Origin of the sequence: Streptomyces sp. DG2A-72, from assembly GCF_030499575.1 — a bacterium.
Lineage (GTDB): Bacteria > Actinomycetota > Actinomycetes > Streptomycetales > Streptomycetaceae > Streptomyces.
The window spans coordinates 4,859,939-4,883,165 of sequence record NZ_JASTLC010000001.1; the positions used below are offsets into that span (position 1 = coordinate 4,859,939).

A 23,227-nucleotide genomic window follows, 5' to 3' on the forward strand; every position below is an offset into this window, starting at 1 on the left:
CGGTGATCACTGCGGCAAGTAGTGGCAAGGCATCGAGAGCAACCGACAGCGCGGGTACCGAAGTTCTCCCGGTCGCCGTCGAGACGATTTCGGAGAGCACCGAGGCAGCCCTCTCCATGCAGATGGCCACCTCCACCCGCAAGGACATGGACGCGTCCCTGCCGGAGATCGTCGGGCACCTCAACCTTCTACTCGGTGAGGATCTGGGGGCGAACGAGGACGAGGACGTGCGGGAGTTGTTCCGCAAGGGGTACCGGCTCATCGACTTGCAGAACCGTCCGACCGCGGAGACTCCGTCGTTCGGCGTCTTCATCTACCTCCGGGATGTTGCCGACATCACGCGCAGGCTCCTGTGGATCTACACACAGCGCCACGGGCTCGGTGCCCCGTGAGTGTCCGGGAGGACCAGATCGTCCGGGAGCTGTCCCACTACATCCACGAGCACCCTGACGAGCAGATGGCGCTGATGCCGGTGTACGACGCCGCCCGCGACCACGCACAGCGCGGGACCTGCAGCCACAGCCGGCGCTGCCCCTTCGTGACGACGGGCGCGGTCGTCGTCGACGAACGCAATCGCGTCCTGTCCCTGCGGCACGAAGGAGCCTATGCCCTCGCCGAAGCGGAGCCGGAGGCACAGGACGACTCACTCAGCGAGGCCGCCCTGCGTCTGTTGACCGAGGCAGTCGGCATTCGCGAAGTATGGACGGAGCCCGACAGCGATGGCCCCTTCCTGATCGACGTGACCAGAGCGGGGCAACACAGGTACGGCCCCCGCCTCCGGATCGGCTTCAGATACCTCTTCCGGGCCCACTCCGGCGCCATCGCTCCGATGGTGATCGAAGCCGGCGCAGCGGCCTGGATGCCCCTTGGGGAGATCGGTATCCCGTCAGTCCGCGACCGCCTTCACGGCCACCTGGTCGGTGCCCCGTGAGCCCCCGAAACCAACAACTCTGCTACGTGGCAAGCCTCTCGGCACTCGACGGTTCGATCCTCCTGGCCATCTGGAGAGGCTGAATGTACGAGCGCCGCACCACCGAACCAACCTCCGTTCCTCCCCTCGGCACCATCCCCGGTTACAGGCAACCAAGCGATGTCCACATAGGCGATTTCGTTTTCCTTGACGGGTTGTACCTGCGGGTCCGCGACATGAGGTCCGCCGGCACCGCGGGGCACCGGGTTCTGATCTTCGACGGGCACTCCCCGTGGGTCATGAAGGAGTCGGCGACCACGTATCGGCCCGTCGAACTCCTCTGACCCGAAGCCCCATTCAGCCATCACGAGAACTATCACCTCACGCCAGCGAGGAGCTTCGCCATGCACTTCCGCAAGATCCACGGAGCGGGGAACGACTTCGTCCTGTTATCCGACCCCGCGCCGAACAACGAGAAGGACTGGCCAAAGGAGGCCGAGCGCCTCTGCGCCAGACGAACCGGCGTAGGCGCGGACGGCCTCGTCATCAGCAGCCTGATCAGCATCAGCCCGGCCGTCCTCGAAGTCGGCTGCTTCAACGCTGACGGCTCGATCGCGACGATGTGCGGCAACGCTCTGCGGTGTACTGCCTGGGCCGCACACCATGACCACGGCTTCCGCGAGATGAGCCTCCGCCCGAGGGGACAATCCGCATCCACAGACTCCGACACGGCCACGCAGCCAGCCGAGCGACACCGGCCCCTGATCGGCACGTCGCGTGGGCCCGGATGCACGCCTGACCAGGCAGAACACTGGGCACCTTGGTCTCAGTTCTGGTCTCATTCACCCCCGTCCGGCACCGTCCAGGAGCGCCGCCATCACCCGTTCCACCCCAGGTCAGAACGCCCCCGCCCCCCGCCGAACCCCCGGACGAACATTTGGAAAGCGTGTTGGGGGCAACCCCTCACGAGTTCGAATCTCGTATCCTCCGCAGCCGCCTGAACAGGCGAAACGGAGAGCCGAGCCGCGATTGCGGCTCGGCTCTTCGGCGTGGACTGGTTGCATTTTGGGTTGCGCTTACAGCTGACATTCAGGACATCTCGGCGAACAGCCCAGCGCACGCTTCCGCATCACGGCGGCTCGCCAGCACCAGCTGTGGCGGACCCTACGGAACCTGGCGGTAGATGCCGCGACGGTTACCGACGGCCAGGATCCACACGGCGATGAGTTGGCCGTCCTAGACGGTGTAGACGACACGGTGGTAGCCGCCCCTGAGCCGCTGGCGCAGGTTCCGGTCGGCCCCGCGCGTTGCAGTCGAGGCGGGCCACAAGCCGCCAACGCTCACTGGGGGGACCCAGCCCTCATGCGGCACCCGCCAACCATGGGGGTACGCCATTCTTGAACCCGGCGCCGAGATTCCGGCCCCGCTGCGACTCCCTGGTATGACGAGATTGCATCCCGCGTGCAGTCCCGATCAACGCTGATGTCATGGCTGGGCAGCCTCGACGGCTCTCGTCTGGCACGCCTGCTCGGGAGCGCGAGGGGACGCCATGCCCCCTCCGAAGCCGCGGTAGGCAGGGGAACTGGCGGACCGTCTTCAGCGCCCCGGGGTCGGTGGCCTTATGCCTGCCACGGCTCGAGCTGCCCCACCTCCGGGTGGCCGAGGCTCTGTCAGCGCCGGGTGCGCCTGCGTCGCGCGATGCCCTGGCGGAGCTGCTGCGGCGGCGGACGAACTGGACGCCGTGCTGGAAGTGCTGGCCGATCATGCTCTGGCCTGGCCGGACGGCGCGGGGAAGCTCCGCATGGCCGGATCGCTGCTCCAGACATGGGACGCGCCCCTGGCGCTGGATGCTGCGCTGGAGCAGCTGCTCGCGGGCGCGACCTCCGACGAACTGCGCGGCATGCTGGCGGCACTGGGCGTCAAGCCGCCGAGCACCAAGCCGCCGCGACTGGCCGCACTCGTGGAACACCACAGCAACCGGGAGCGGGTCGTCGCGGTGGTCGCGACAGCCCCCGGCGACGGCCCGGAAGCTGCTCGTCAAGCCAAGCCGCGGCCGTGCCAAGCCAGTCGTAGTCCATCCTGTTCGGCGCTGCCGGCCCCTGTCTCGCACCAGGCGCCTGGTGGGCGCTGGACCGGGGACTCCTGATCCAGGACCGTGACCGCTGCAGTCCGGCCCGTTTCCCATAGGCCGAGTGCCACCTGTCGAGTACCGCTACTCATGCCCACATATCGTTGTGCCGCCAAACATAGTTCACTCGATTAGGGAAGAATTCCAGCAGAAATCTTCGAAGCGCAGTGCCGCGACCCATGATTTTCCGTAGGCCCGATCCGACGGTGCGAGAGGAAAACCATGCGCGATGTCTTCGCTCTCATCACTGAACGAGTTCTGCGCGACTGCGGCGGAGAGCCCATCTGCGCGCATGTGGGCGATGTTCAAGTGTGTGCAATCAAGAGCCATCCCACATATCAAGTTTTGCGCGACAAAGTTCGACTTGGTCGATCGAAATCCGTAGCAAGCTTGCGGCTCTGGGAGTCCGTGGGAACTTTGGCAAGAGAGAGTGACCGCCAGGAGCGAGAAAAATGGTTGATGATCCTGCTGGATCTACTGACCCCATACTTTGGGGGATGGTCGAAAGAGTTGGCGCGAAAATGGCACTACGATGTCTCTGACATCAGGTCTGCGATGGTGGAAGGCGCCCTGGAGGCATGGTTCTCCAGGGCAAGTGGCACGCCTTCCAAAAGACTGCTGGACACCATGATGACTCGCGCGTTCACCAGCGCTCGTGAACTGGTGGAATCCGGAAGCTCGGAAACATGTGCAACAGGTGCGGAGTGTTTGATTGCTGATGCCGCGCATGAGGAAGATTCCACGCTGCGCGCCTCGTCGATCATTGACGCCAGCACGGTGCGGGATCCGGAGGCCGATGAGAGAATTCGCGGGGAGCGCACAGGCGCCCTGTTGCAACGAATGGGAGTAATGGACCACGTCAAGACCCTTCATGACAAACTCCGCAGCGGTTGCCGTGATGAGGTAGATTCTCCTGCCATTACCCCAACACAGGCAGGGCGGTCATGGGTGGACGGGAAGAATCTTTACTATCGGATTTCTGATCTCCTGCCGCAATATGTTGGCTTCAGCGAGGCTGCCAACATTATTGGCATCTCAGAATCGCAAGCATCAAAGATGGCCAGGAAGGGCTCCCTCCCCTTCAGAGTACTCTGGATTGGCAATAGCCGGGTCGTGTCGGTCAAGTCGCTTATGCACATCTTGGGCATCCAGGACTCCATCGTGCATCCCGATGATGTAGAAAATGGCGCTTCTCATGTCGGCGAAGAATAGAAATTCGACGAATGCTTTCGCTGCCAAGGTGGCCCAGTACTCTGCGGCTGCTTCGCCAGGCTCGACGGACAAGCCAAGGGCAGTGCCTGACACGGGTGATTGCGGCTCGGCTCTTCGGCATGGCAGATCTTCTGCCGCCCATTCGTCGCGTCGGCAGCGGCTTCGGTCTGCTGGGACGCTCCGTTGGAACCTCTGCCGCCCCCGACGGTCCTGATCAGCGGCAGTCCACCCACAGCGTCGCTCGCCTCACTGCGCGCCGCGAGCTACGGCCCTCATCGCCGAGACACCAAGGAAACGGTGCGTACCGAAAAGCGCCTGCCGCACAGGGTGGCCGCTGCTGCCCCGCCCCCGCGAAGGAAGGTCAGGCGGCGCCGCGGCCCCGAAGCACCGTCATCCCCGCGCCGCGGACAAGTCCGCCGACGCCGGCGTCCACCTGCTGGCAGAACCGGCTGCTCAAGGCCACGCCGAAGACACCCATCGTCGCCGGGTACGCGGCAACTGTCACCCTCTCCTGTATCCACAGCGTCACGAGCCTCATGCCCGAGCGAGATGGTATCTATAGGGATAGTATCGCCAAGGATACTATCCCTATCGGGAGTCTAAATGCGTCGTTTCATCGGGCGGGAGCGCGAGCTGAACGTGCTCGGCAACGCCTTGCAGGCGGTTCACGACGCCGCCGGGTCGGCGAAACCCGGTCAGTGCATCCTCATGCGCGGACGGAGACGGGTCGGCAAGTCCAGCCTCGTCGAGGAGTTCATCCGGCGGACCGAGACGCCGTACCTCTTCTTCACCGCGGCGGGCGGCACGGCGGAGGACGAGCTGACGGAGCTGCTCGACGCCGTCGCCAGATCCACCCTGCCGGAGCGGGAACTGTTCTCGGAGGAGACTCCGGAGCAGTGGAACGCGGCACTCAGGCTGCTTGCGGAGATCCTGCCCGACGACACTCCCAGCGTCGTCGTCATCGACGAGGTTCCGTATCTCATGGACCGCATCGACGCCTTCGAGGGCATGCTCCAGCGGGCATGGGACCGGCTGCTCAGCCGCAAGCCGGTGCTTCTCCTCCTGGTCGGGTCCGATCTGTCGATGATGGAGGCGCTGAACAGCTACGACCGGCCCTTTCACCAGCGGGGCCGGGAAATGATCGTGGGGCCTTTGAACCCGGCCGACATCGGCGAAATGCTCGGCCTGTCTCCGGCGGCCGCGTTCGATGCCGCTCTGATCACGGGAGGTCTACCTCTGATCTGTGCCGAGTGGCGGGCCGGAGCGGATGTCTGGGAGTTCCTCCGCGACTCGCTGGACAACCCGATCTCGGCGCTGCTGGTCTCCGCTGAACGGTCACTGGCCGCGGAGTTTCCACCGCAGGCGATGAGCAGGGAAGTCCTGCGGGCCATCGGAGCCGGGGAACGAACCTTCACCAACATCGCTCGCGCGGCGGGCGGCATCGCCCACACCACTCTCACCCGAGCCACTGACGTCCTGACCCAGAAAAGGGTCGTGGCCGCCGAGCTGCCGCTCTCGCTCAGGCCGTCGAAGGAACGCCGCTACCGGGTGGCCGACCCCTACCTGCGCTTCTGGCTCGCATTTCTGGATCCGCACATGGCGGAGATCGAGCGGATGCGAGGGGATCTCACTCTGAGCCGCATCAAGGAGCAGTGGACGAGCTGGCGGGGCCGCGCGATCGAGCCCCTGGTCCGGGAATCCCTCGCCCGCCTCCTGCCGGACGGGCTCCTGCCCGCCGCCCCGACGATCGGCGGCTACTGGACCCGCAACAACGACGTGGAAATCGACTTGGTGGGCGCCGACCGGCAGCCGGTGGCCAAGCAGTTGCTCTTCCTCGGCTCGGTCAAGTGGTTGGAGAACTCCGCGTTCGACAGCCACGACCTGGCAGCACTGCAGAAGCACCGGGCGGCGGTCACCGACGAGCCAGTACCGCTCGTGGCGGTCTCCCGCAGCGGGATCAGATGTTCCGGTCTTCAGGCGGCCTACGGCCCCGACGAACTGCTCACCGCCTGGCGCAAGGTGTGAGCAGAGCTGGGCTTCTGTGGTTGCAGTTCTGGTTGCCTTCGCCTCCGTCCGCTGCGGTCCGGGCAGAGACCGGGGGGCAACCCCTCACGAGTTCGAATCTCGTATCCTCCGCAGCCGCCTGAACAGGCGAAACGAAGAGCTGGACCGCTCATTGCGGTCCGGCTCTTCGGCATGCCTTGGCAGCATTCTGAATGTACGCCTTATTCACCCATCACGGGTTGGCCTGCGGCGGCTCTGGTCTCGGCGGATCCACGCGGATCTGTCCATGGTCCCGGGACGATGTCGCGGTCATAGCCCGATCATCCGGGCCTTGCTGCCGCACAGCCGGGTCATGTCATCGACATCCGACGTGAGGATGGCGACCGGGCCAGGCTGACGCAGGGCCGCTTCCGCGACGGTGGCGTCGATCGCGTACTTGCGTCCGTGCAGACCGGCGCCCTCGAGCAGTTGGGCCGCCGCCTTGGCCGCTGCCTCCGTGATCGGCTCCACCTTGACCCGGGAGAGCGCCCATTGCAGTCGGGGCGGGTTCACCCTGGCGCGGCTCACCTCCACGATGGTGTTGGCGCTGACGACAAGGTCCGCTCCCATGTCATGGAACACCTGGAACATCGCCAGAACCTTCCGGTCCTGCGCCACCCAGGCCGACAGCCCCTCGCTGTCCAGGACGACGGTCTCAATGTGCCCGCTCACGCGGCGCTCGTGCCGCCGGCGGCCGACGTCGTACCGAAGATCCGCGCCCGCGCCTCGGCCAGCTCTTCCTCACTGAAGGCACCGTGCTCGTCTGTGTGGCTGCGCAGGTCGGCCCCCAGGAGCTGGTGCCGGATCTGCCTGGCGACCGCTTCGGCCACGTAGCCGGAGATGTTGTCCGTGATCTTCTTCAGCTCCGCCACCTGCTTGGTGGGGAGTGTCACCGTGATGCGCGTGGTGTCAGCCATAGCCGCAAGCATACTGCGGTATGCGCGCTACGTGCTGTCTGTTCCCCGCAGTTGGTCCGGTCAGCGGCAGGGCGGCGGGACTGTCCGTTCGAGCAGGGGCTCAGCTGGGCAGTCGTACGACGCGCCAGTTCAGTGGGCCCAGCAGCGGTATGCCTCGATCCATTGCGAGCCCTCGGGGGCGGGTTCCGGCAGCGGCAGGTCCGGAACCCGGTGAGCTGGGCTCGTCCTCGCCGTAGGCGTCGACGGTGGCCTCTTCGGTCAACGCCTCCAGCGCGGCTGGGGCCCAGGTGCTCATGGCCTCACCGTAGCGCTGCACCGTACGGTTGAGGACCGGTGTGTTCAGCAGGGCGTATCTGTCGTGGCGCCGTCGCCGGCAGTCAAGCCAAGGCTCGCGGTTGCCGGCGTGTGACGTTGCCTGGTGGGGTTCGGCAGTGAGCGGCCCAGGGGGAGGGCCGGCAAGCGACAGGGCGGAAGAGAGTGGCACGAGTCGTCGTACGAGAGCCGAGTACGGGCGCGAGGAGCGCACCGCCGCTGGCCCGGCAGGAAACATCCGCCTTCGTGAGGGAGCTGCTCGGCGCCGGCTGGGCGGCGGTGTTCCTGCCCGGTGAGCCCGCCCGCCTTGGGCGGCTGCTGCTGTGGAAGCCGACCGAGGCAGCAGCCGGAGACAGGATGGCGCCCACCGGCCTTGAGACCGAGGCGGTGGAGCTGGTCCTGCCGCACGGCCGCTCGGTCAGGCGGCGCAGGGTCGAGGGTTACGCGCTGCCTGTCGCCGTCGCTGTCTCCGCCCTGGCCAATGCGGAGCCGACGCATCCCTCCGGCGCCGCCTGGCAGGCCGCCACTCGCTTCGCGCTGCGGCTGCTCGCCGACGGCCGCCTCCACCCGGCCCTCACCCCCGCCGGTTACGACACCTGGCAGGTGGGTCCTTTTACCGCCGCCCAGCGCCGGACGCTGGACGCCCTGGCCGCCGCCTTCCCGCCACACGCCCACTGCCTGCCCGAGCCTGGCCCTGCTCCGGTACGGATCGCCGAACCGGCTGCGCTGGTACGCCGGTTCTGCGACGCGGTCGCCGATGATCTGGTCCGTACGCCGGCCGCGCCGCTCGCCATGGGAGCGCTGCCGTACGCCTGGCGCGAGGCCCGCGCCGTGCCCGCCTTGCGTGAATGGGCCGAGGAGACCCAGGCGGCGCTCACCGCCGAGGTCAGTGTCTCCCTGCGCGTCGACGTACCCGAAGGACGCCGACGGCAGTTCCGGGCCGTCCTGCACCTGCACACCGCGGCGGACCCCGCGCTCGTCATCGAGGCCGCACGACTCTGGAGCGAGCCGGCCGAAGTGGAGCGGCTGCTCGGCCCACGCGCCGAGACCGAGACTCTTCTCGCCCTGCGCCGCGGCGCCCGCGCCTGGCCCCCGCTGCGGAGGCTGCTCAACGATGCCGCTCCCGATCAGCTCCGGTTGACCGACGACGAAGCCTTCGATCTCCTTGGGGACGCCACGGACGCGCTGCGCGCGGCCGGTGTCGACGTGCACTGGCCGCGCGACCTGGTCAAGTCGCTCACCGCGACCGCGGAGATCGGGCAGCGCACGGCCCCCGGTTCCGCCGCGGGCGGCCTGCTGGACACCGAGGCCCTCCTCGACTTCCGCTGGCAGGTCTCCCTTGGCGGCGAGCCGCTCACCGAGGCCGAGATGGATGCTCTCGCAGAGTCACGCCGTCCCCTCGTCCGGCTTCGTGACCAGTGGGTGGTCGCCGATCCGAAGCTGGTGGCCCGCGCCAAGCGCCGCCGGATGGAACCGCTCACCCCCATGGAGGCGTTGAGCGCCGCGCTGACCGGCGAGGCCGAGCGGGACGGTGACCGGGTCCCCTGCGCGGCGGTCGGTGCGCTCGGCGACTTGGTCGCTCGTATCCGCGACCCCGAGTCCCGCACCCCCGTGCCCCAGCCCGCCGCCCTCAAGGCCACGTTGCGCGAGTACCAGAAGCGGGGCCTGGCCTGGCTGGCCGAGATGTGCGCACTCGGCCTCGGCGGCTGTCTCGCCGACGACATGGGCCTGGGCAAGACCATCACCTTGCTCGCTCTGCATCTGCACCGCCAGAGCGACCCCACCACCGCGGGCCCCACCCTTGTCGTCTGCCCGGCCTCCCTGCTCGGCAACTGGCAGCGCGAGGCCGCCAGATTCGCACCGCTGACCCCCGTACGCCGCTACCACGGCGGTGACCGCCACCTCAAGGACCTGGTCGGCGACGAGATCGTCCTGGTCACCTACGGAGTGCTGCGCCGCGACCGCGAAGTGCTTGCCGAGACGGCCTGGTCGCTGGTGGCCGCCGACGAGGCCCAGCACGTCAAGAACCCCTACGCCGTCACCGCCCGCGAACTGCGTGCCCTGCCCGCCCGCGCCCGCGTCGCTCTCACCGGCACCCCCGTGGAGAACAACCTCTCCGAGCTGTGGGCACTGCTCGACTGGACCACCCCCGGGCTCCTCGGCTCACTCACCGCCTTCCGTGACCGGCATGCCCGCGCCATCGAGGCGGGCGAGGATCCCGAGGCAGCCGAGCGCCTGTCCCGTCTCGTACGTCCCTTCCTGTTGCGCCGCAAGAAGTCCGACCCCGGCATCGCGCCCGAACTGCCGCCCAAGACCGAGACCGACCACGTCGTCCCGCTGACGGCCGAGCAGACCAGTCTGTACGAGGCACAGGTCCGCGAGACCATGGCGAAGATCGCGGAGTCGGAGGGCATCGCCCGACGCGGTCTGGTACTCAAGCTGCTCACCGCGCTGAAGCAGATCTGCAACCACCCCGCCCAGTATTTGAAAGAGCACAGCCTGCGCCAGTCCACTCCCCTGCGGGGCCGCTCCGGAAAGCTCGACCTGCTCGACGAACTTCTCGACACCATCACCGCCGAAGGCGAATCCATGCTGGTCTTCACGCAGTACAAACAGATGGCGGCTCTGCTGGAGAAGCATCTCGCCGAGCGCGGCATCCCCACTCTCTTCCTGCACGGTGCCACCCCCGTCGCGCGGCGCGAGGAGATGGTGGACCGCTTCGAGCGCGGTGAAGCGCCCGTGTTCCTGCTGTCGTTGAAGGCGGCGGGCACCGGACTCAATCTCACCCGCGCCACTCACGTCGTGCACTACGACCGCTGGTGGAACCCGGCCGTCGAGGACCAGGCCACCGACCGCGCCTACCGCATCGGCCAGGACAAACCCGTCCAGGTACACAAGCTCCTCGCGGAGGGAACCGTGGAGGACAAGGTAGCGAAGCTGCTCGAAGCCAAGCGCGCCCTCGCCGACGCCGTCGTCGGCTCCGGCGAGGCAGCCCTGACCGAACTGTCCGACGCCGACCTCGCCGAACTCGTCGCCCTGGGAAGGCAGTCATGAGCCCCGCTGTCCCCGGCCCGCGCCGTGCGCCCGCCCGCGGCAAGCGAGCCTTCGCCGCGACCTGGTGGGGCCAGGCATGGGTGGCCGCCCTGGAGGACTCCACCCTGGACGCCGGACGGCTCTCACGCGGACGCACCTACGCCCGCAAGGGCATGGTCGGCCCGGTCACCATCACTCCGGGCCAGGTCAATGCCGCTGTCCAGGGCAGCCGCCCGCGCCCGTACCGCTCCTCAGTCCACCTGCCCGTCCTCACCGATCCTCAGTGGGACACCCTGCTCGACACGATCGCGGCCCGCGCCGGACATCTCGCAGCCCTTCTCGACGACGAGATGCCCGCCGAACTCGTGGACGACGCCCGGCACGCAGGCGTCCCACTGCTCCCACTGCCCACCGAGCTCGATCCGGAGTGCTCCTGCCCCGACTGGGGATACCCCTGCAAGCACGCAGCCGCGCTCTGCTACGCCATCGCCGCCACCATCGACACCGACCCATTCGTGCTCTTCGCGCTGCGCGGCCGCGGTCGCGAGGAGGTCTTCGCCCAGCTGCGCGCACTCCGTACGGCAGCACAGGAGACCGCCGCCCCACCGGCACCGGCCGGCATCCCGGCCGCCGCCGCGTACGCCCACTGGGCCGAAGAGCCCCCCGAACTGCCCGAACTCCCGGAACCCGCCGCCCACACCACAGCACTGCCCGTCGCCCCGCCACCTGGCACCGGCCTGGCCGCCGCGGACCTGGAACGCCTCATGGCCGACGCCACCGCGCGCGCCGCCCGGCTCCTCGCGGGCGACACCGCCGACCTGCACCTGACCCAGCACCAGGACGCCGTCCGCATCGCCGCAAGCAACCCCGGACCCGAGTGGTTCCACCACCTCATCCAGAACACCAACACCAAACCCAGTGCCTTCGCACGCCTCACCCGCGCCTGGCGCCACGACGGTCTCACGGGCATCACCGTCGCCGAACAGCCCTACGCCCCCGACCCGACGGTGATGAAGGCCGCCCGCAGCGCCCTGGACGCGGCCCTCGCCGAGATGACCGACTCCCCCACACACCGCAGAACCTGGCGCAACCGCCTCACCCTCACCCACCACGGCATCCAGCTGCGTCTGGGCCCCGACGCCCGCTGGTACCCCTACCTCCAGGACGACAACGGCGAATGGTGGCCCGCCGCACCAGCCGACAGTGACCCGGTCACCGCGCTCACCACGGCCTGGTCGCAGAACGGGGAGTAGGGAGTCGATTCCCCGCTGACCAGAAACCACGAGCAGAAGCTGGACACACTCACGCTGCTCCCACTTCCGTGGTTGCAGTTCTGGTTGCATTCACCGGCGTACAGCACCGTTCAGAACCCCCGCCCGGACCAGCGGCCCCGCAGGCCAGGACGTTGCCGTATGCCCCAGAATCCCCAGACGAACATCTGGAAAGCGTGTTGGGGGCAACCCCTCACGAGTTCGAATCTCGTATCCGCGATCTGATCGATGACGCGGGCCGGGACACCGGGCAGCATGAGCACGGTGGCGGCCGTGTGCCGGGCGTTCCGGACCCCCGCGTCTTCCAGCAGCAGCTTCCAGTCGTGATCTCACGCCGGACCTGCACCTTGGCCGGGCAGTACCCCGTCTTCCGGCCGCACGGCGAGGCTTCCGGGCACCCGTGCTCGTACCTGGGACGCAGACGGTTCCGGCGCAGCTTCAGGTACTCGTTGGCGAGGTCGGCGTCAGCCCAGCGCAGTCCGAGCGTCTCGCCCTGCCGCACTTCGGGCACCGGCGGCGGTTTTGAGAAGTTCTGCAACGGTGAGAGCCGACATCTCCGACGAAGGCCCGCCCATGGCGCGTGGCCAGGCGCCTGGTGATGCGCTCCAGGACCGGCCCGATGTCCCGCAGCGCAGGGGTCGTGGGGCCGAACCGCCTTCGCTCGTCCATGAGCGGGCCCCTTCAAGCCGAAGCAAGGAACCTCTCCCCGCCTCGCATCATAGATGTATGTCTATTTCTTGAACAGCCTGGAGCGAGGGTGAACCGTGGGTGAACAGCCATGGGACAGGACCATTGAGCACCCGGGGAACATCTGAACGACACTTATGGTGGATTGATGGCTATCTCTGCGTATGACGCGGCACCGGAGGCAGCGACCGGCGAGTCCGAGGCATGCGCTCCCTCGCTGTCGTGCCTGCTGATCGACCGCGACGAGGCCGAACGGCTCGCCGTCATGCTGAAGGCCATCGCCGACCCGACCCGGCTGCAACTGCTGCGGCTCATCGAGCGCGCGCCCGCCGGTGAGGCGTGCGTGTGCGATCTGACCGAGTGCTTGGGACTGCGGCAGCCGACCATCAGCCATCACCTGAAGGTGATGACCGAGGCCGGTCTGCTCAACCGGGACCGGCGTGGCACCTGGGTCTGGTACTCGGTGGACCCCGCCGGACTGCACCGGGTGCGCGAGATCCTGAAACCCGCGAGGCCCATTCCCACCCCCACCCCCACCCCCGTGCCTGCCGCCTGACGGTATCCGTACGAGGTCAGAAGGCGCCCAGCATCCTGCGCTGCACGCCGAGGTGGTGTTCGTTCATCCACGCCTGCGCCGCGACCTGAACCGCGTCCCACGGGGAGCCCAGCGGAGGCGTGTAGGACAGGTCGAGGTCGCTGATGTCGTCCACGCTCATGCCGTGGAAGAGCGCGGTCGCGTACGTGTCGACCCGCTTGGCGACCTCCGCGCCGAGGCGGCCGACCAGCTGAGCGCCCAGCAGCAGCCCGCTGTCGGCGTCTGCGGTGACGCGGATCGCGATCGGGGTGGCGCCCGGGTAGTACGCCTTGTGATCGTCGGGACGGCTCGCAGTGGTGGCCGGAGTCCAGCCCCGCCCCGCGGCCGGCGCCTCGTGTTCGCGCAGCCCGGTCCGGGCCGCAACCACATCGAAGATCTTCACGACCTGGGTGCCCAGGCTGCCCGCGAAGCGGCGGTGGCCACCCAGCGCGTTCTCCCCGGCGATCCGCCCCTGCTTGTGGGCGGTGGTGCCCAGCGGCAGCCATGTGGGGCCCAGTTGGCGGTGGTGGGTGACGACGCAGTCCCCGGCCGCGTACACGTCGGGCAGTGAGGTGCGCATGTACTCGTCGACCGCGATCGCACCCTTGACGCCGAGCTGGGCCCCGGCGGAGGCGGCGAGCGTGGTGTCGGGGCGTACGCCGACGACGACCAGGACGAGGGCGGTGTCACACGTGACGGTGCTGCCGTTGGACTGGGTGGCGTGGACGCGGAGCAGGTCGCCGGAGGGGGCGCGGGTGATCGCGGAGACCTGGGTGCCGGTGATGACGTCGACGCCGTGGGAGTCGAGCTCGGTGCGGACGAGGGCGCCCAGTTCCGGGTCGACGGTGGGCAGCACCTCGGGCAGGGCCTCGATCTGTATGACGTGCATTCCCCTGGTGGTCAGGGCCTCCGCCATCTCCAGGCCGATGTACCCGGCGCCGATGACGACGGCCGACTCGGGGCGCTGCTCGGCGAGGGTCCGCATGACAGCGAAGGTGTCGCCCATGCTGTGCAGCAGGTGCACACCGTCGGCCGGACCGAGCGCGTCGGGTCCGGTGAGGCCCTCGATGGGCGGGCGGACGCTGACGGCGCCGGTGCCCACGATCAGTGCGTCGTACGGCAGTTCCTCGGTGCGCCCGTCGGCGTCGCGCGCGGCCAGCCGCTTGCCGGGCACGTCGATGGCCGTGGCGAGCGTGTCGGTGCGGACCTGCATGCCGGTGGCCTTGAGGTCTGCGAGCGTGCGGTGGGCGAGGTCGCTCCAGTGCCCGACCTCACCGGAGACGTAGTAGGGGATGCCGCAGATGGAGAAGTTGGGATAGGCATCGGCCACGACCACGGTGACCTCGCTGTCGGGATCCAGCTCGCGGGCGCGTAGTGCGGCGCTGATGCCGGCGTCGCTGCCGCCGACGGCGACGATGCGCTTGCTGGCCACCGGGACCTCCGTATGAGAAAGGGGGTGGGAGCGGTGGAGGCGCCAGGCACCCCCACCCGTGGCGCGTCAGCCGAGGTGGTCGGCGAGTTCGCGCTCCAGGGCGGCCTTGGGCTTGGCGCCCACAATGGTCTGCACGACCTCGCCACCCTTGTAGACGTTCATGGTCGGGATGGACATCACGCCGTACTGGGCGGCGATGGCCGGGTTCTCGTCGATGTCGAGCTTGACGATCTCGATCTTGTCGCCGTGCTCGGCGGCGATCGCCTCCAGGGAGGGGGCGAGCTGGCGGCACGGGCCGCACCAGGCGGCCCAGAAGTCGACCAGGACCGGCTTGTCGCTCTTGAGGACCTCCTGCTCGAAGGAGTCCTTGGTCACGTTCTTGAGAGCCATGGGGTGTTCTCCTGCGTGGGTGGGGCGTCAGACGCCGACCGTGACCGGCTCGTCGTCATCGGCTTGGTTCGCCCTGGCGCCGGTGTCGCTCAGGGCGGCCAGGTATCGCTCCGCGTCGAGAGCCGCCGCGCAGCCGCCGGCAGCCGCGGTGATGGCCTGGCGGTAGGTGTGGTCGACGACGTCGCCCGCGGCGAAGACGCCGGGGACGTTCGTACGGGTCGAGGGCGAGTCGACCTTCAGGTAACCCTCGTCGTCCAGGTCCAGCTGGCCCTTGAACAGCTCGGTGCGCGGGTCGTGGCCGATCGCGATGAACAAGCCCGTCACGTCCAGGTCGCGGGTCTTGTCGGCGAAGACGTCGCGGAGCACGACTCCGGCGAGCTTGCCGTCCTGCTCCTTGATCTCCGCGATCTCGCTGTCGAAGGCGAAGGAGATCTTGTCGTCGGCGAAGGCGCGGTTCTGCATGACCTGGGAGGCGCGCAGCGTCGAGCGCCGGTGGACGACAGTGACCGAGCGGGCGAAGCGGGTGAGGAAGGTCGCCTCCTCCATCGCGGTGTCGCCGCCGCCGACCACGACGATGTCCCGGTCCCGGAAGAAGAAGCCGTCGCAGGTCGCGCACCAGGACACGCCCCGGCCGGACAGCTCGTCCTCGCGCGGCAGGCCGAGCTTGCGGTAGCCGGACCCGGTCGCGACGATCACCGTCCTGGCCCGGTGTACGGTCCCGGCGGTGTCCGTGACGGTCTTGATGTCGCCGGTGAGGTCGACCTCGACGATGTCGTCGTCGACCATCTCCGCGCCGAAGCGTTCGGCCTGGGCCCGCATGTTCTCCATGAGGACCGGGCCGTCGACGCCCTCGGGGAAGCCGGGAAAGTTCTCGACTTCGGTGGTCGTGGTCAGCGCCCCGCCGACGAAGATCGCGCCGCCGAAGACGAGCGGCCTCAGCTCGGCGCGGGCGGTGTAGAGGGCGGCGGTGTATCCGGCGGGGCCGGAACCGATGACGATGACGTTCCGTATCTCGTCCTCGGCGGCGCTCATGCGGTCTTCTCCGGGGCGATCTCCTCGATCAGGTCCTCGACCAGCTTCTTGATCTCGTCGCGGATCGGACGCACGGCATCGACGCCCTGTCCGGCCGGGTCCTCCAGCTGCCAGTCCAGGTACCGCTTGCCGGGGAAGACGGGGCAGGTGTCCCCGCAGCCCATGGTGATGCAGACGTCGGACTCCTTGACCGCGTCCACGGTCAGCATCTTCGGCACCTCGGCAGAGATGTCGATGCCGACCTCGCGCATGGCCTCGACGGCGGCCGGGTTGACGTTCTCGCCCGGGTTGGAACCCGCCGAGCGGACCTCGACGCGGTCTCCCGCCAGGTGGGTCAGCCACGCGGCGGCCATCTGGGAACGGCCGGCGTTGTGGACACAGACGAACAGCACGGACGGCTTGTCGGACATCAAAGGTCTCTCTTGTCTCGCAACAGGGACGGGAGCTGCCCCACATCAGAACGGGTGGGATCACATCAGCACCCGATGGTGTCAGCCACCACTGATGTGAGAGTATCAGCCCATGAAGACGTCAGTCGACACTGACCTGATCCGGGTTCTGGCCGACCCGCTCAGGCTCCAGATCGTGACCCTGCTCGCCAAAGAGACGCTGTGCACCACCCACCTGGTGGAGGAGACCGGCGCCCGCCAGACCAACCTCTCCAACCACCTGAGAGTCCTGCGCGAGGCCGGGGTCGTCGAGACCGAGCCGTGCGGCCGGTACACCTACTACAAGGTGCGCCCCGACGTCGTCGCCCGGCTCGCCGGTCAGTTCGCCGACCTGGCCGAGTCCGCTCGTACCGCCGCCGACAACAAGAGGGCCTGCCCGTGACCCCCACCGCAACAGCCGCGACCGCCGAGGAGTCCTCGGTCGTCGCGAAGCTGTCGACGCTCGACCGATTCCTCGCCGTCTGGATCCTGATCGCCATGGGTGTCGGTCTCGGCCTCGGGCGCGCCATCCCCGGCCTCAATGACGCCCTGGCCAAGGTCGAGATCGGCGGCATCTCCCTGCCGATCGCCATCGGCCTGCTGATCATGATGTACCCGGTGCTGGCCAAGGTCCGCTACGACAAGCTCGATGCCGTCACCGGCGACCGCAAACTGATGATCTCGTCGCTGGTCATCAACTGGATCGCCGGCCCCGCGGTCATGTTCGCGCTGGCCTGGATCTTCCTGCCCGACCTGCCCGAGTACCGCACCGGCCTGATCATCGTCGGCCTGGCCCGCTGCATCGCCATGGTCATCATCTGGAACGACCTCGCCTGCGGCGACCGCGAAGCCGCAGCCGTGCTCGTCGCCCTCAACTCCGTTTTCCAGGTACTGGCGTTCGGCCTGCTCGGCTGGTTCTACCTCGACCTGCTGCCCGGCTGGCTGAACCTCGGCGACGGCGAGCAGCTCGACATCTCCATGTGGAAGATCGCCCTGAACGTCGTCATCTTCCTCGGCGTCCCGCTGCTGGCCGGGTTCCTCACCCGACGCATCGGCGAGCAGAAGCTCGGCCAGGAGAAGTACGAGTCCAAGTTCCTCCCGAAGATCGGTCCTTGGGCCCTCTACGGCCTGCTCTTCACGATCGTCATCCTCTTCGCCCTGCAGGGCAGGACCATCACCTCCCAGCCGCTGGACGTGGCCCGCATCGCGCTGCCGCTGCTGGTCTACTTCGCGGTGATGTGGTTCGGCACGTTCGCCCTCGGCAAGGCGATCGGCCTCGCCTACGACCGCACCGCCACGCTCGCCTTCACAGCGGCCGGCAACAACTTCGAGCTGGCCATCGCGGTCGCCATCGCCACCTTCGGCGTGACGTCAGGTCAGGCCCTGTCGGGTGTGGTCGGCCCGCTGATCGAGGTGCCGGTCCTGGTCGCGCTCGTATACGTCTCCCTGGCCTGGCGGCGGAAGTTCAGCGCCGGTCAGCAACTGACGCCGGCACCGCAGGAGAGCTGATGCACTGTCCGGACTGCTCCGGCATCGGGGCGCAGGTCGCCGAGCAGTTCCTGACCTGCACGAAGCCGATCTTCCGCCCGGTGGCCACCGAGCCACCGGTGCGACGGCTGCTGTGCAGTACCTGCGACGCGGCCCACCGTGCCCATGCGGCGTGCTGCCCGCAGAACGCCCAGGTCGTCCGTACCTCGTGATGAACGACCGGCACACGCAGGTGGTGATCGTCGGCGGCGGCCAGTCAGGGCTCGCCGCCGGATACCACCTGCGCCGCCTCGGCGTGGACTTCGTCATCCTCGACGCCCAGGCCGCGCCGGGCGGTGCATGGCAGCACACGTGGGACTCGCTGCACCTGTTCTCCCCGGCCGCGTTCTCCTCGCTGCCGGGGTGGCTGATGCCGGCGCAGACGGGCGAGGAGTATCCGGACGCGGCGCATGTGGTGTCGTATCTGCGCGACTACGAGAAACGCTACGACCTGCCCGTCGAGCGGCCGGTCCAAGTGCTGGGCGTGCACCGCGACGGTGAATTCCTTCGCGTGGAGAGCGACTCCGGCACCTGGCGCACGCACGCGGTCATCAGCGCGACCGGCAGTTGGTGGCGCCCCTTTCTGCCCGCCGTGCCCGGTCGGCGCGAATTCGGCGGCGAGCAGCTGCACACCGTCGACTACCGCTCGCCGCAGGAGATCTCGGGTCGGCGTGTGATCGTGGTCGGCGGTGGCAACTCCGGCGCGCAGATCGCCGCCGACCTCGCCTACGACACCGAGCTGACCTGGGTCACCCGGCGCCCGCCGCGCTTCCTCGCCGACGACATCGACGGCCGCGCCCTGTTCGACGCGGCCACCGCCCGCCGCCGCGCGCTCGACGAGGGCCGTACGGGCAGTGGGGGCGTCGCCTCGCTGGGCGACATCGTCGCCGTACCGCCCGTACGCGAGGCCCGCGACCGCGGCCTGCTGCAAGCCACGCCGATGTTCACCCGCCTCGTCCCCGGCGGCATCGAGTGGGCCGACGGGACACGAGCCGAGGTCGACACGATCATCTGGTGCACCGGATTCCGGCCCGCCCTCTCCCACCTCGCGCCGCTCCAACTGCGCGGACGTCGTGGCCACATCGCCACGCTCGGCACGCGAGCCGTGGCCGAACCACGCCTGCACCTGCTCGGCTACGGCGACTGGACCGGCCCCGCCTCCGCGACCCTCATCGGTGTCGGCCGCCCCGCCCGCGAGGCTGCCAAGGGCATCGCGGAGCTGCTGGGCTCGGGCCGCCGCTGAAAAGCAGGAGCGCGGGGCCGTCAGGACAGCGTCTTGATCACCGCGCGGACCTGCACGGCGACTTCCTCCGGCAGCGGCGCGTAATGGATATCGGGAAGGATCTCCTGGCCCTCCTCGCTCGCGGTGTAGGTCAGGAAGGACTTCAGCGCGGGGAGGGTCTCCTTGTTGTTGCCCTTGTCGCAGACGATCTCGTAGGTCACGAGGACGATCGGGTAGGCGCCCTCGGCCGAGGTGTCGTAGTCGAGCTTCAGGGTCAGGTCGTTGCCCTTGCCGATGATGTCGGCCGCCGCGATGCCCCGGGAGGCGGTCGTGGCGGTCGGCGCGACGGGCTTGGCGGCGCCGGTGTCGACGCGGACCGTGTTGATCTCCAGCTTGGCGGCGAAGGAAAGCTCGAAATAGCCGATCGCCCCGGTGGTCGCCTTGACTTGTGCGGCGACGCGGCTGGAGCCGTCCGCCGACTCACCGCCCCTGGCCTGCCATGCCTTCTCCGCCGGATAAGGCCACTGTGCCGGTGCCGCCCCGGCCAGGTACGCGTTCAGGTTCTGCGTGGTGCCCGAGCCGTCCGAGCGGTGCACCGCCTTGATGGGGAGATCCGGCAGCGAGACGTCCGGGTTCAGCTTCTGAATGGCGGGGTCGTTCCACTGTGTGATGCGGGTGTCGAAGATGCGGGCGAGCGTCGGTGCGTCCAGCACGAGGTCGTCCACGTCCGGGAGGTTGTGCCCGATGGCTACGGGCCCGCCCAACATGGGCAGGTCGATGGCGTGGCCGCCGGGGCAGACCTTCCGGGACAGTGCGACTTCTTCGGGCTTCAACGCGCCGTCGGTACCGCCGAACGCCGTCTCACCCAGCATGAACTCGGCCACTCCCGCGCCCGAGCCCAGCGGGTTGTAGGCGATCCGCACGGGCGGGCACGAACGCTCGTACTCCTTGATCCAGCGTTCGACCGCGTTCTGCTGCGCTGTGGACCCGGAACCGGGCACCTTGCCCTCCTCGGCGCAGTCCGCCTGGGCGACAGCCGGAGGAGTCGTGCTGCCGAAACCGTCCCCGGAGCGATCGTCATCGCCTCCCAGGCTCACGACCAGGAGCCCGCCTCCCACCCCCGCGACGGCGATGGCCAGGGCCGCGCCGATGGGCACGAGAAGACTGCGGTTCTTGCCTCTGTGCTGCACCCTTGGTCCCCTTCGGAAGCACACGGATGGCAGGCAGGACGTCATCGCCGCGGCTCGACAGCCGCCGCTCACCCCATCCGTTAGACATAGATGCTTGCCTATTCGAGACCTGGATCGGCAACGGGTGTGCGAACGTCTACTGACGCGTTTCCGACGCTTGGGGCATGGGGCGGTGACGCGACCCGTGGGCCGAGGGGTGGGCTACCGGGCAGTGAGCATGTTGCCCATCGCGGCCACCACGCTCGGCTCGACCCGGTAGTACACCCACGTCCCGCGCCGCTCGGAGGTCAGCAGCCCGGCCTCCTTGAGCTTCTTCAGGTGGTGGGAGACGGTCGGCTGGGAGACGCCGACGTCGGAGATGTCGCACACGCACGCCTCGCCGCCCTCGTGCGAGGCGACCAGCGAGAACAACCGCAGCCGCACCGGGTCGCCGAGCGCCTTGAACATCCTCGCCGTCCGCTCGGCCTCTTCGGCGGTGAAGGGGCGCTCGGTCAGCGGCGGACAGCACGGCACCACCGTCTCGGGGACCTCGGGCTCCAGCAGGGGCAGCACCTTCGTGTTCGACATGCGTCTATGTTGACACATGTCGAACTAGAGTGGCGAGGTCCCGGCCGGTAGCCGGTGGCCAGCAGGATCGCGTCGACGTCCTCAGTGGCCCCGTCCGTCCAGGTGACCTTGGCGCCGTCGATCCTGGTGAACACCGGACGCCGGTCCGGAGCACCGGCAGCCACAGCGGCGCGGTAACGGCCGTCGTCGATGACCAACTGAGTCGGCGAGGTGCGGAGGAAGCGGCCGATCGGCAGCGTGTCGGCACCCGTGCGGGCCAGCCACCAGTGCAGATCCCGTCCGAGGATCCGCCGGCGGGCGAAGCGCACCGGATGCCGCGCCGCCAGCGCCACCCGTGCCCGCTCGGCGAGTTCGGGGGCGATCTGCACCGCCGAGTTGCCCGCTCCGACGATCACGACGCGGTGCCCGGCGAACGGGTCGGGACTGCGGTAGTCGGCGGCATGGAGCAATTGGCCGGTGAAGGTGTCCAGTCCTGGCAGGTCGGGCTGGTGCGGGCGTCCGAAGGTTCCGGATGCCGCGACCACGGCCCGCGCCGACAGCCGTCCGCCGTCTTCCAGCTCCAGTGTGAACGCGCCGTTGCCGGTGTGGACTTCGCGCACCCGGGTCCGGGTGCGGATGTCGGCATCCAGCCGGTCGGCGTAGCGCAGCAGGTAGGTGACGACCTCGTCGCGGTGCGGGTATCGGTCCGGATCACCGCCGAACGGCATACCGGGCAACGAGCTGTACCTGGCCGGGGAGAACAGGGTGAGGCTGTTGTAGTAGCCGGGCCACGACCCGGCCGCCTGCTCCGACGCGCCCGGACTGGCCACCACCGATTGCCGCCACATCGATCCGCTCCATAGCCCAACCTCCCAGATTCGAAGAGTGTCTATGTTGACGCTTATCGAATCAGGTGGCATGCTGGGCCGCGCAAGCCATCGACGGATGTCGAAGCAAAGGGGAACCTCGTGGCAGTGTCCATCACCACCGTGCCCACCACCGACCAGCTGCCCGTCGTGGTCGTCGGAGCCGGCCCCATCGGCCTGGCCGCCGCCGCCCACCTCGTCGCGCGCGGCCTCGAACCGCTGGTCCTGGAAGCCGGACCGGCAGCGGGCACCGCCGTCCGCGACTGGTCGCACGTGCGGCTGTTCTCCACCTGGGCGGAGGTCGTCGACCCGGCCGCCGAGAAGCTCCTGGCGCCGACCGGCTGGGTCCGCCCCGACAACGCCGCCTACCCGACCGGCGGCGACTGGGCCGAGCGGTACCTCCAGCCGCTCGCCGACACCCTCGGCGACAAGATCCGCTACGGCGCGACCGTGACCGGGGTGGCCCGCGCCGGCCGCGACCGGATCGTCGACTCGGGCCGTGCCGAGCAGCCCTTCACCGTGCACGTCACACACGCGGACGGGCGCGAGGAGCGGATCACCGCCCGTGCCGTCGTCGACGCCTCCGGCACCTGGTCCGTGCCCAGCCCGATCGGCGCGGACGGCCTGCCCGCCCTCGGCGAGAAGACAGCAGCCGAGCACATCTCCTACCGCGTCCCCGACCTCAAGGACCCCGCCGTACGGGCCCGTTACGCGGGCCAGCGCACCGCGGTCGTCGGCTCCGGTGCCTCCGCCTTCACCGCCCTCGCCCAGCTCGCCGACCTGGCGAAGGAAGACGAGGGCACGCACGCGGTGTGGATCCTGCGCCGCGGTATCACCGGTTCCACGTACGGCGGCGGCGAAGCCGACGAGCTCCCCGCCCGCGGTGCTCTCGGCCTGCGCGCCAAGGCCGCCGTCGAGAGCGGCCACGCGTCGGCCGCCACGGGCTTCCGCACCGAGGCGGTCGAGCGCGACGCCGACGGACGCCTGGTGCTCGTCGCGGAGGACGGCCGCCGCCTCGACCCCGTCGACGAGATCATCGTGCTGACCGGCTTCCGCCCCGATCTGTCCTTCCTCTCCGAGGTCCGCCTCGGCCTGGACGAGCGCCTCCAGGCGCCGACCGCACTCGCCCCGCTCATCGATCCGAACGTGCACTCGTGCGGCACGGTCTACCCGCACGGCGTGAACGAGCTGTCTCACCCAGAACAGGGCATCTACCTGGTCGGCATGAAGTCCTACGGCCGCGCCCCCACGTTCCTCGCCATGACCGGTTACGAGCAGGTCCGCTCCATCGCCGCATCACTCGCCGGCGACCAAGAGGCCGCCGAACGGGTTGAGCTGACCCTGCCGGAGACCGGAGTGTGCGGCGGCGCGGGCCTGTTCGACGACCCCGACGCCGCGCAGGGCAGCGAAGGCGGAGGCTGCTGCGCCGCGCCCGCCACCGTCCAGATCGGCATCGGCGCCCCGGCCTCGTCCGGAGGCTGCTGAACTCCCCACCCACAAAACTCCC

Annotated in this window: 25 protein-coding genes and 1 pseudogene; 14 read left to right on the forward strand and 12 right to left on the reverse strand. The window is 68.8% G+C overall.

Features of this window, described 5'->3' with window-relative positions:
• Positions 1-2 precede the first annotated feature (2 nt).
• The 5 genes from QQY66_RS23070 (at position 3) to QQY66_RS23090 (ending at position 4,250) form a co-directional block, all read left to right on the forward strand.
• Positions 3-392: a hypothetical protein gene (locus QQY66_RS23070; protein ID WP_301982229.1), complete on the forward strand. Its 390-nt coding sequence runs from the start codon at positions 3-5 to the stop codon at positions 390-392.
• The gene (locus tag QQY66_RS23075; protein WP_301982230.1) at positions 389-931 is read left to right on the forward strand and encodes an NUDIX hydrolase; all 543 of its coding nucleotides are present in this window, start codon (positions 389-391) and stop codon (positions 929-931) included. The genes QQY66_RS23070 and QQY66_RS23075 overlap by 4 nt, the downstream gene beginning before the upstream one ends.
• Before the next feature lie 383 nt (positions 932-1,314).
• Positions 1,315-1,911, forward strand: a complete 597-nt coding sequence (locus QQY66_RS23080) for a hypothetical protein (RefSeq protein ID WP_301982231.1) — start codon at positions 1,315-1,317, stop codon at positions 1,909-1,911.
• A gap of 740 nt (positions 1,912-2,651) precedes the next feature.
• The gene (locus QQY66_RS23085) at positions 2,652-3,056 is read left to right on the forward strand and encodes a hypothetical protein (protein WP_301982232.1); all 405 of its coding nucleotides are present in this window, start codon (positions 2,652-2,654) and stop codon (positions 3,054-3,056) included.
• Positions 3,057-3,260: 204 nt separating this feature from the next.
• Complete coding sequence (locus QQY66_RS23090) at positions 3,261-4,250, forward strand: hypothetical protein (protein ID WP_301982233.1); 990 nt, start codon at positions 3,261-3,263, stop codon at positions 4,248-4,250.
• Positions 4,251-4,611: 361 nt separating this feature from the next.
• Here the strand turns inward: QQY66_RS23090 and QQY66_RS23095 are convergent, their stop codons facing one another.
• Positions 4,612-4,788: a hypothetical protein gene (locus QQY66_RS23095; RefSeq protein WP_301982234.1), complete on the reverse strand. Its 177-nt coding sequence runs from the start codon at positions 4,786-4,788 to the stop codon at positions 4,612-4,614.
• A 65-nt stretch (positions 4,789-4,853) separates the two neighbouring features.
• Here QQY66_RS23095 and QQY66_RS23100 point away from each other — a divergent pair, with 65 nt between their 5' ends.
• A complete protein-coding gene (locus QQY66_RS23100) occupies positions 4,854-6,275 on the forward strand; it encodes an ATP-binding protein (RefSeq protein ID WP_301982235.1) in 1,422 nt (473 codons plus the stop codon).
• Positions 6,276-6,563: 288 nt separating this feature from the next.
• Here QQY66_RS23100 and QQY66_RS23105 read toward each other — a convergent pair whose 3' ends face one another.
• From QQY66_RS23105 to QQY66_RS23115, 3 genes are all read right to left on the reverse strand, one after another.
• Positions 6,564-6,965 carry a DNA-binding protein gene (locus tag QQY66_RS23105; protein ID WP_301982236.1) on the reverse strand — a complete coding sequence of 134 codons (402 nt, stop codon included), beginning with the start codon at positions 6,963-6,965 and terminating at the stop codon, positions 6,564-6,566.
• Positions 6,962-7,210: a hypothetical protein gene (locus tag QQY66_RS23110; RefSeq protein ID WP_301982237.1), complete on the reverse strand. Its 249-nt coding sequence runs from the start codon at positions 7,208-7,210 to the stop codon at positions 6,962-6,964. Before QQY66_RS23110 ends, QQY66_RS23105 begins: the two co-directional genes overlap by 4 nt.
• Before the next feature lie 100 nt (positions 7,211-7,310).
• Complete coding sequence (locus QQY66_RS23115) at positions 7,311-7,505, reverse strand: hypothetical protein (RefSeq protein WP_301982238.1); 195 nt, start codon at positions 7,503-7,505, stop codon at positions 7,311-7,313.
• 263 nt (positions 7,506-7,768) lie between these two features.
• Here QQY66_RS23115 and QQY66_RS23120 point away from each other — a divergent pair, with 263 nt between their 5' ends.
• Both QQY66_RS23120 and QQY66_RS23125 read left to right on the forward strand, forming a co-directional pair.
• Positions 7,769-10,576 carry a DEAD/DEAH box helicase gene (locus QQY66_RS23120; protein WP_301987458.1) on the forward strand — a complete coding sequence of 936 codons (2,808 nt, stop codon included), beginning with the start codon at positions 7,769-7,771 and terminating at the stop codon, positions 10,574-10,576.
• Positions 10,573-11,808, forward strand: coding sequence for an SWIM zinc finger family protein (locus QQY66_RS23125; protein ID WP_301982239.1), 1,236 nt, complete (start codon positions 10,573-10,575; stop codon positions 11,806-11,808). Before QQY66_RS23120 ends, QQY66_RS23125 begins: the two co-directional genes overlap by 4 nt.
• 236 nt (positions 11,809-12,044) lie before the next feature.
• Here the strand turns inward: QQY66_RS23125 and QQY66_RS23130 are convergent.
• Positions 12,045-12,325 (reverse strand): annotated as a pseudogene (locus QQY66_RS23130) (site-specific integrase); the annotation flags it as partial.
• A 336-nt stretch (positions 12,326-12,661) separates the two neighbouring features.
• On the opposite strand from QQY66_RS23130, the gene QQY66_RS23135 reads away from it, so the two are divergent.
• Positions 12,662-13,069 carry a metalloregulator ArsR/SmtB family transcription factor gene (locus QQY66_RS23135; RefSeq protein WP_301982240.1) on the forward strand — a complete coding sequence of 136 codons (408 nt, stop codon included), beginning with the start codon at positions 12,662-12,664 and terminating at the stop codon, positions 13,067-13,069.
• 16 nt (positions 13,070-13,085) lie between these two features.
• Here the strand turns inward: QQY66_RS23135 and QQY66_RS23140 are convergent, their stop codons facing one another.
• The 4 genes from QQY66_RS23140 to QQY66_RS23155 form a co-directional block, all read right to left on the reverse strand.
• Positions 13,086-14,519: an FAD-dependent oxidoreductase gene (locus QQY66_RS23140; protein ID WP_301982241.1), complete on the reverse strand. Its 1,434-nt coding sequence runs from the start codon at positions 14,517-14,519 to the stop codon at positions 13,086-13,088.
• Between the two features lie 66 nt (positions 14,520-14,585).
• Positions 14,586-14,909: a thioredoxin gene (gene trxA / locus QQY66_RS23145; protein ID WP_301982242.1), complete on the reverse strand. Its 324-nt coding sequence runs from the start codon at positions 14,907-14,909 to the stop codon at positions 14,586-14,588.
• Positions 14,910-14,936: 27 nt separating this feature from the next.
• A complete protein-coding gene (trxB, locus tag QQY66_RS23150; protein WP_301982243.1) occupies positions 14,937-15,941 on the reverse strand; it encodes a thioredoxin-disulfide reductase in 1,005 nt (334 codons plus the stop codon).
• Positions 15,938-16,351: an arsenate reductase ArsC gene (locus tag QQY66_RS23155; RefSeq protein ID WP_301982244.1), complete on the reverse strand. Its 414-nt coding sequence runs from the start codon at positions 16,349-16,351 to the stop codon at positions 15,938-15,940. The genes trxB and QQY66_RS23155 overlap by 4 nt, the downstream gene beginning before the upstream one ends.
• Positions 16,352-16,463: 112 nt before the next feature.
• Here QQY66_RS23155 and QQY66_RS23160 point away from each other — a divergent pair, with 112 nt between their 5' ends.
• Genes QQY66_RS23160 through QQY66_RS23175 form a run of 4 tightly spaced genes read left to right on the forward strand, consistent with a single transcriptional unit; the run spans position 16,464 to position 19,139 of the window.
• Complete coding sequence (locus QQY66_RS23160; RefSeq protein ID WP_301982245.1) at positions 16,464-16,772, forward strand: helix-turn-helix transcriptional regulator; 309 nt, start codon at positions 16,464-16,466, stop codon at positions 16,770-16,772.
• Positions 16,769-17,878 carry an ACR3 family arsenite efflux transporter gene (gene arsB, locus QQY66_RS23165; RefSeq protein ID WP_301982246.1) on the forward strand — a complete coding sequence of 370 codons (1,110 nt, stop codon included), beginning with the start codon at positions 16,769-16,771 and terminating at the stop codon, positions 17,876-17,878. Before QQY66_RS23160 ends, arsB begins: the two co-directional genes overlap by 4 nt.
• Positions 17,878-18,069 (forward strand): hypothetical protein, encoded by a 192-nt coding sequence (locus QQY66_RS23170; RefSeq protein WP_301982247.1) that lies wholly within the window; start codon positions 17,878-17,880, stop codon positions 18,067-18,069. Before arsB ends, QQY66_RS23170 begins: the two co-directional genes overlap by 1 nt.
• Positions 18,069-19,139, forward strand: a complete 1,071-nt coding sequence (locus QQY66_RS23175; RefSeq protein ID WP_301982248.1) for an ArsO family NAD(P)H-dependent flavin-containing monooxygenase — start codon at positions 18,069-18,071, stop codon at positions 19,137-19,139. The genes QQY66_RS23170 and QQY66_RS23175 overlap by 1 nt, the downstream gene beginning before the upstream one ends.
• 20 nt (positions 19,140-19,159) lie before the next feature.
• Here the strand turns inward: QQY66_RS23175 and pstS are convergent, their stop codons facing one another.
• From pstS to QQY66_RS23190, 3 genes are all read right to left on the reverse strand, one after another.
• On the reverse strand, positions 19,160-20,308 hold the full coding sequence (gene pstS, locus QQY66_RS23180) for a phosphate ABC transporter substrate-binding protein PstS (protein WP_301982249.1): 1,149 nt from the start codon (positions 20,306-20,308) through the stop codon (positions 19,160-19,162).
• Between the two features lie 201 nt (positions 20,309-20,509).
• A complete protein-coding gene (locus QQY66_RS23185) occupies positions 20,510-20,875 on the reverse strand; it encodes a helix-turn-helix transcriptional regulator (protein WP_301982250.1) in 366 nt (121 codons plus the stop codon).
• Positions 20,800-21,702, reverse strand: a complete 903-nt coding sequence (locus QQY66_RS23190; protein ID WP_301982251.1) for an NAD(P)/FAD-dependent oxidoreductase — start codon at positions 21,700-21,702, stop codon at positions 20,800-20,802. The genes QQY66_RS23185 and QQY66_RS23190 overlap by 76 nt, the downstream gene beginning before the upstream one ends.
• Positions 21,703-21,828: 126 nt before the next feature.
• Here QQY66_RS23190 and QQY66_RS23195 point away from each other — a divergent pair, with 126 nt between their 5' ends.
• Positions 21,829-23,205 carry an NAD(P)-binding domain-containing protein gene (locus tag QQY66_RS23195; protein WP_301987459.1) on the forward strand — a complete coding sequence of 459 codons (1,377 nt, stop codon included), beginning with the start codon at positions 21,829-21,831 and terminating at the stop codon, positions 23,203-23,205.
• Positions 23,206-23,227: the final 22 nt, after the last annotated feature.

What these genes read in the sequence shown, in the direction of transcription:
- QQY66_RS23080 (WP_301982231.1), top strand. Translation starts at nt 1,315, where the DNA reads ATGCACTTCCGCAAGATCCACGGAGCGGGGAACGACTTCGTCCTGTTA.
- QQY66_RS23090 (WP_301982233.1), top strand. Translation starts at nt 3,261, where the DNA reads ATGCGCGATGTCTTCGCTCTCATCACTGAACGAGTTCTGCGCGACTGC.
- QQY66_RS23095 (WP_301982234.1), bottom strand. Translation starts at nt 4,788, where the DNA reads ATGAGGCTCGTGACGCTGTGGATACAGGAGAGGGTGACAGTTGCCGCG.
- QQY66_RS23100 (WP_301982235.1), top strand. Translation starts at nt 4,854, where the DNA reads ATGCGTCGTTTCATCGGGCGGGAGCGCGAGCTGAACGTGCTCGGCAAC.
- QQY66_RS23110 (WP_301982237.1), bottom strand. Translation starts at nt 7,210, where the DNA reads ATGGCTGACACCACGCGCATCACGGTGACACTCCCCACCAAGCAGGTG.
- QQY66_RS23115 (WP_301982238.1), bottom strand. Translation starts at nt 7,505, where the DNA reads ATGAGCACCTGGGCCCCAGCCGCGCTGGAGGCGTTGACCGAAGAGGCC.
- QQY66_RS23125 (WP_301982239.1), top strand. Translation starts at nt 10,573, where the DNA reads ATGAGCCCCGCTGTCCCCGGCCCGCGCCGTGCGCCCGCCCGCGGCAAG.
- QQY66_RS23135 (WP_301982240.1), top strand. Translation starts at nt 12,662, where the DNA reads ATGGCTATCTCTGCGTATGACGCGGCACCGGAGGCAGCGACCGGCGAG.
- trxA (WP_301982242.1), bottom strand. Translation starts at nt 14,909, where the DNA reads ATGGCTCTCAAGAACGTGACCAAGGACTCCTTCGAGCAGGAGGTCCTC.
- trxB (WP_301982243.1), bottom strand. Translation starts at nt 15,941, where the DNA reads ATGAGCGCCGCCGAGGACGAGATACGGAACGTCATCGTCATCGGTTCC.
- QQY66_RS23155 (WP_301982244.1), bottom strand. Translation starts at nt 16,351, where the DNA reads ATGTCCGACAAGCCGTCCGTGCTGTTCGTCTGTGTCCACAACGCCGGC.
- QQY66_RS23160 (WP_301982245.1), top strand. Translation starts at nt 16,464, where the DNA reads ATGAAGACGTCAGTCGACACTGACCTGATCCGGGTTCTGGCCGACCCG.
- QQY66_RS23170 (WP_301982247.1), top strand. Translation starts at nt 17,878, where the DNA reads ATGCACTGTCCGGACTGCTCCGGCATCGGGGCGCAGGTCGCCGAGCAG.
- QQY66_RS23175 (WP_301982248.1), top strand. Translation starts at nt 18,069, where the DNA reads ATGAACGACCGGCACACGCAGGTGGTGATCGTCGGCGGCGGCCAGTCA.
- QQY66_RS23185 (WP_301982250.1), bottom strand. Translation starts at nt 20,875, where the DNA reads ATGTCGAACACGAAGGTGCTGCCCCTGCTGGAGCCCGAGGTCCCCGAG.
- QQY66_RS23190 (WP_301982251.1), bottom strand. Translation starts at nt 21,702, where the DNA reads ATGTGGCGGCAATCGGTGGTGGCCAGTCCGGGCGCGTCGGAGCAGGCG.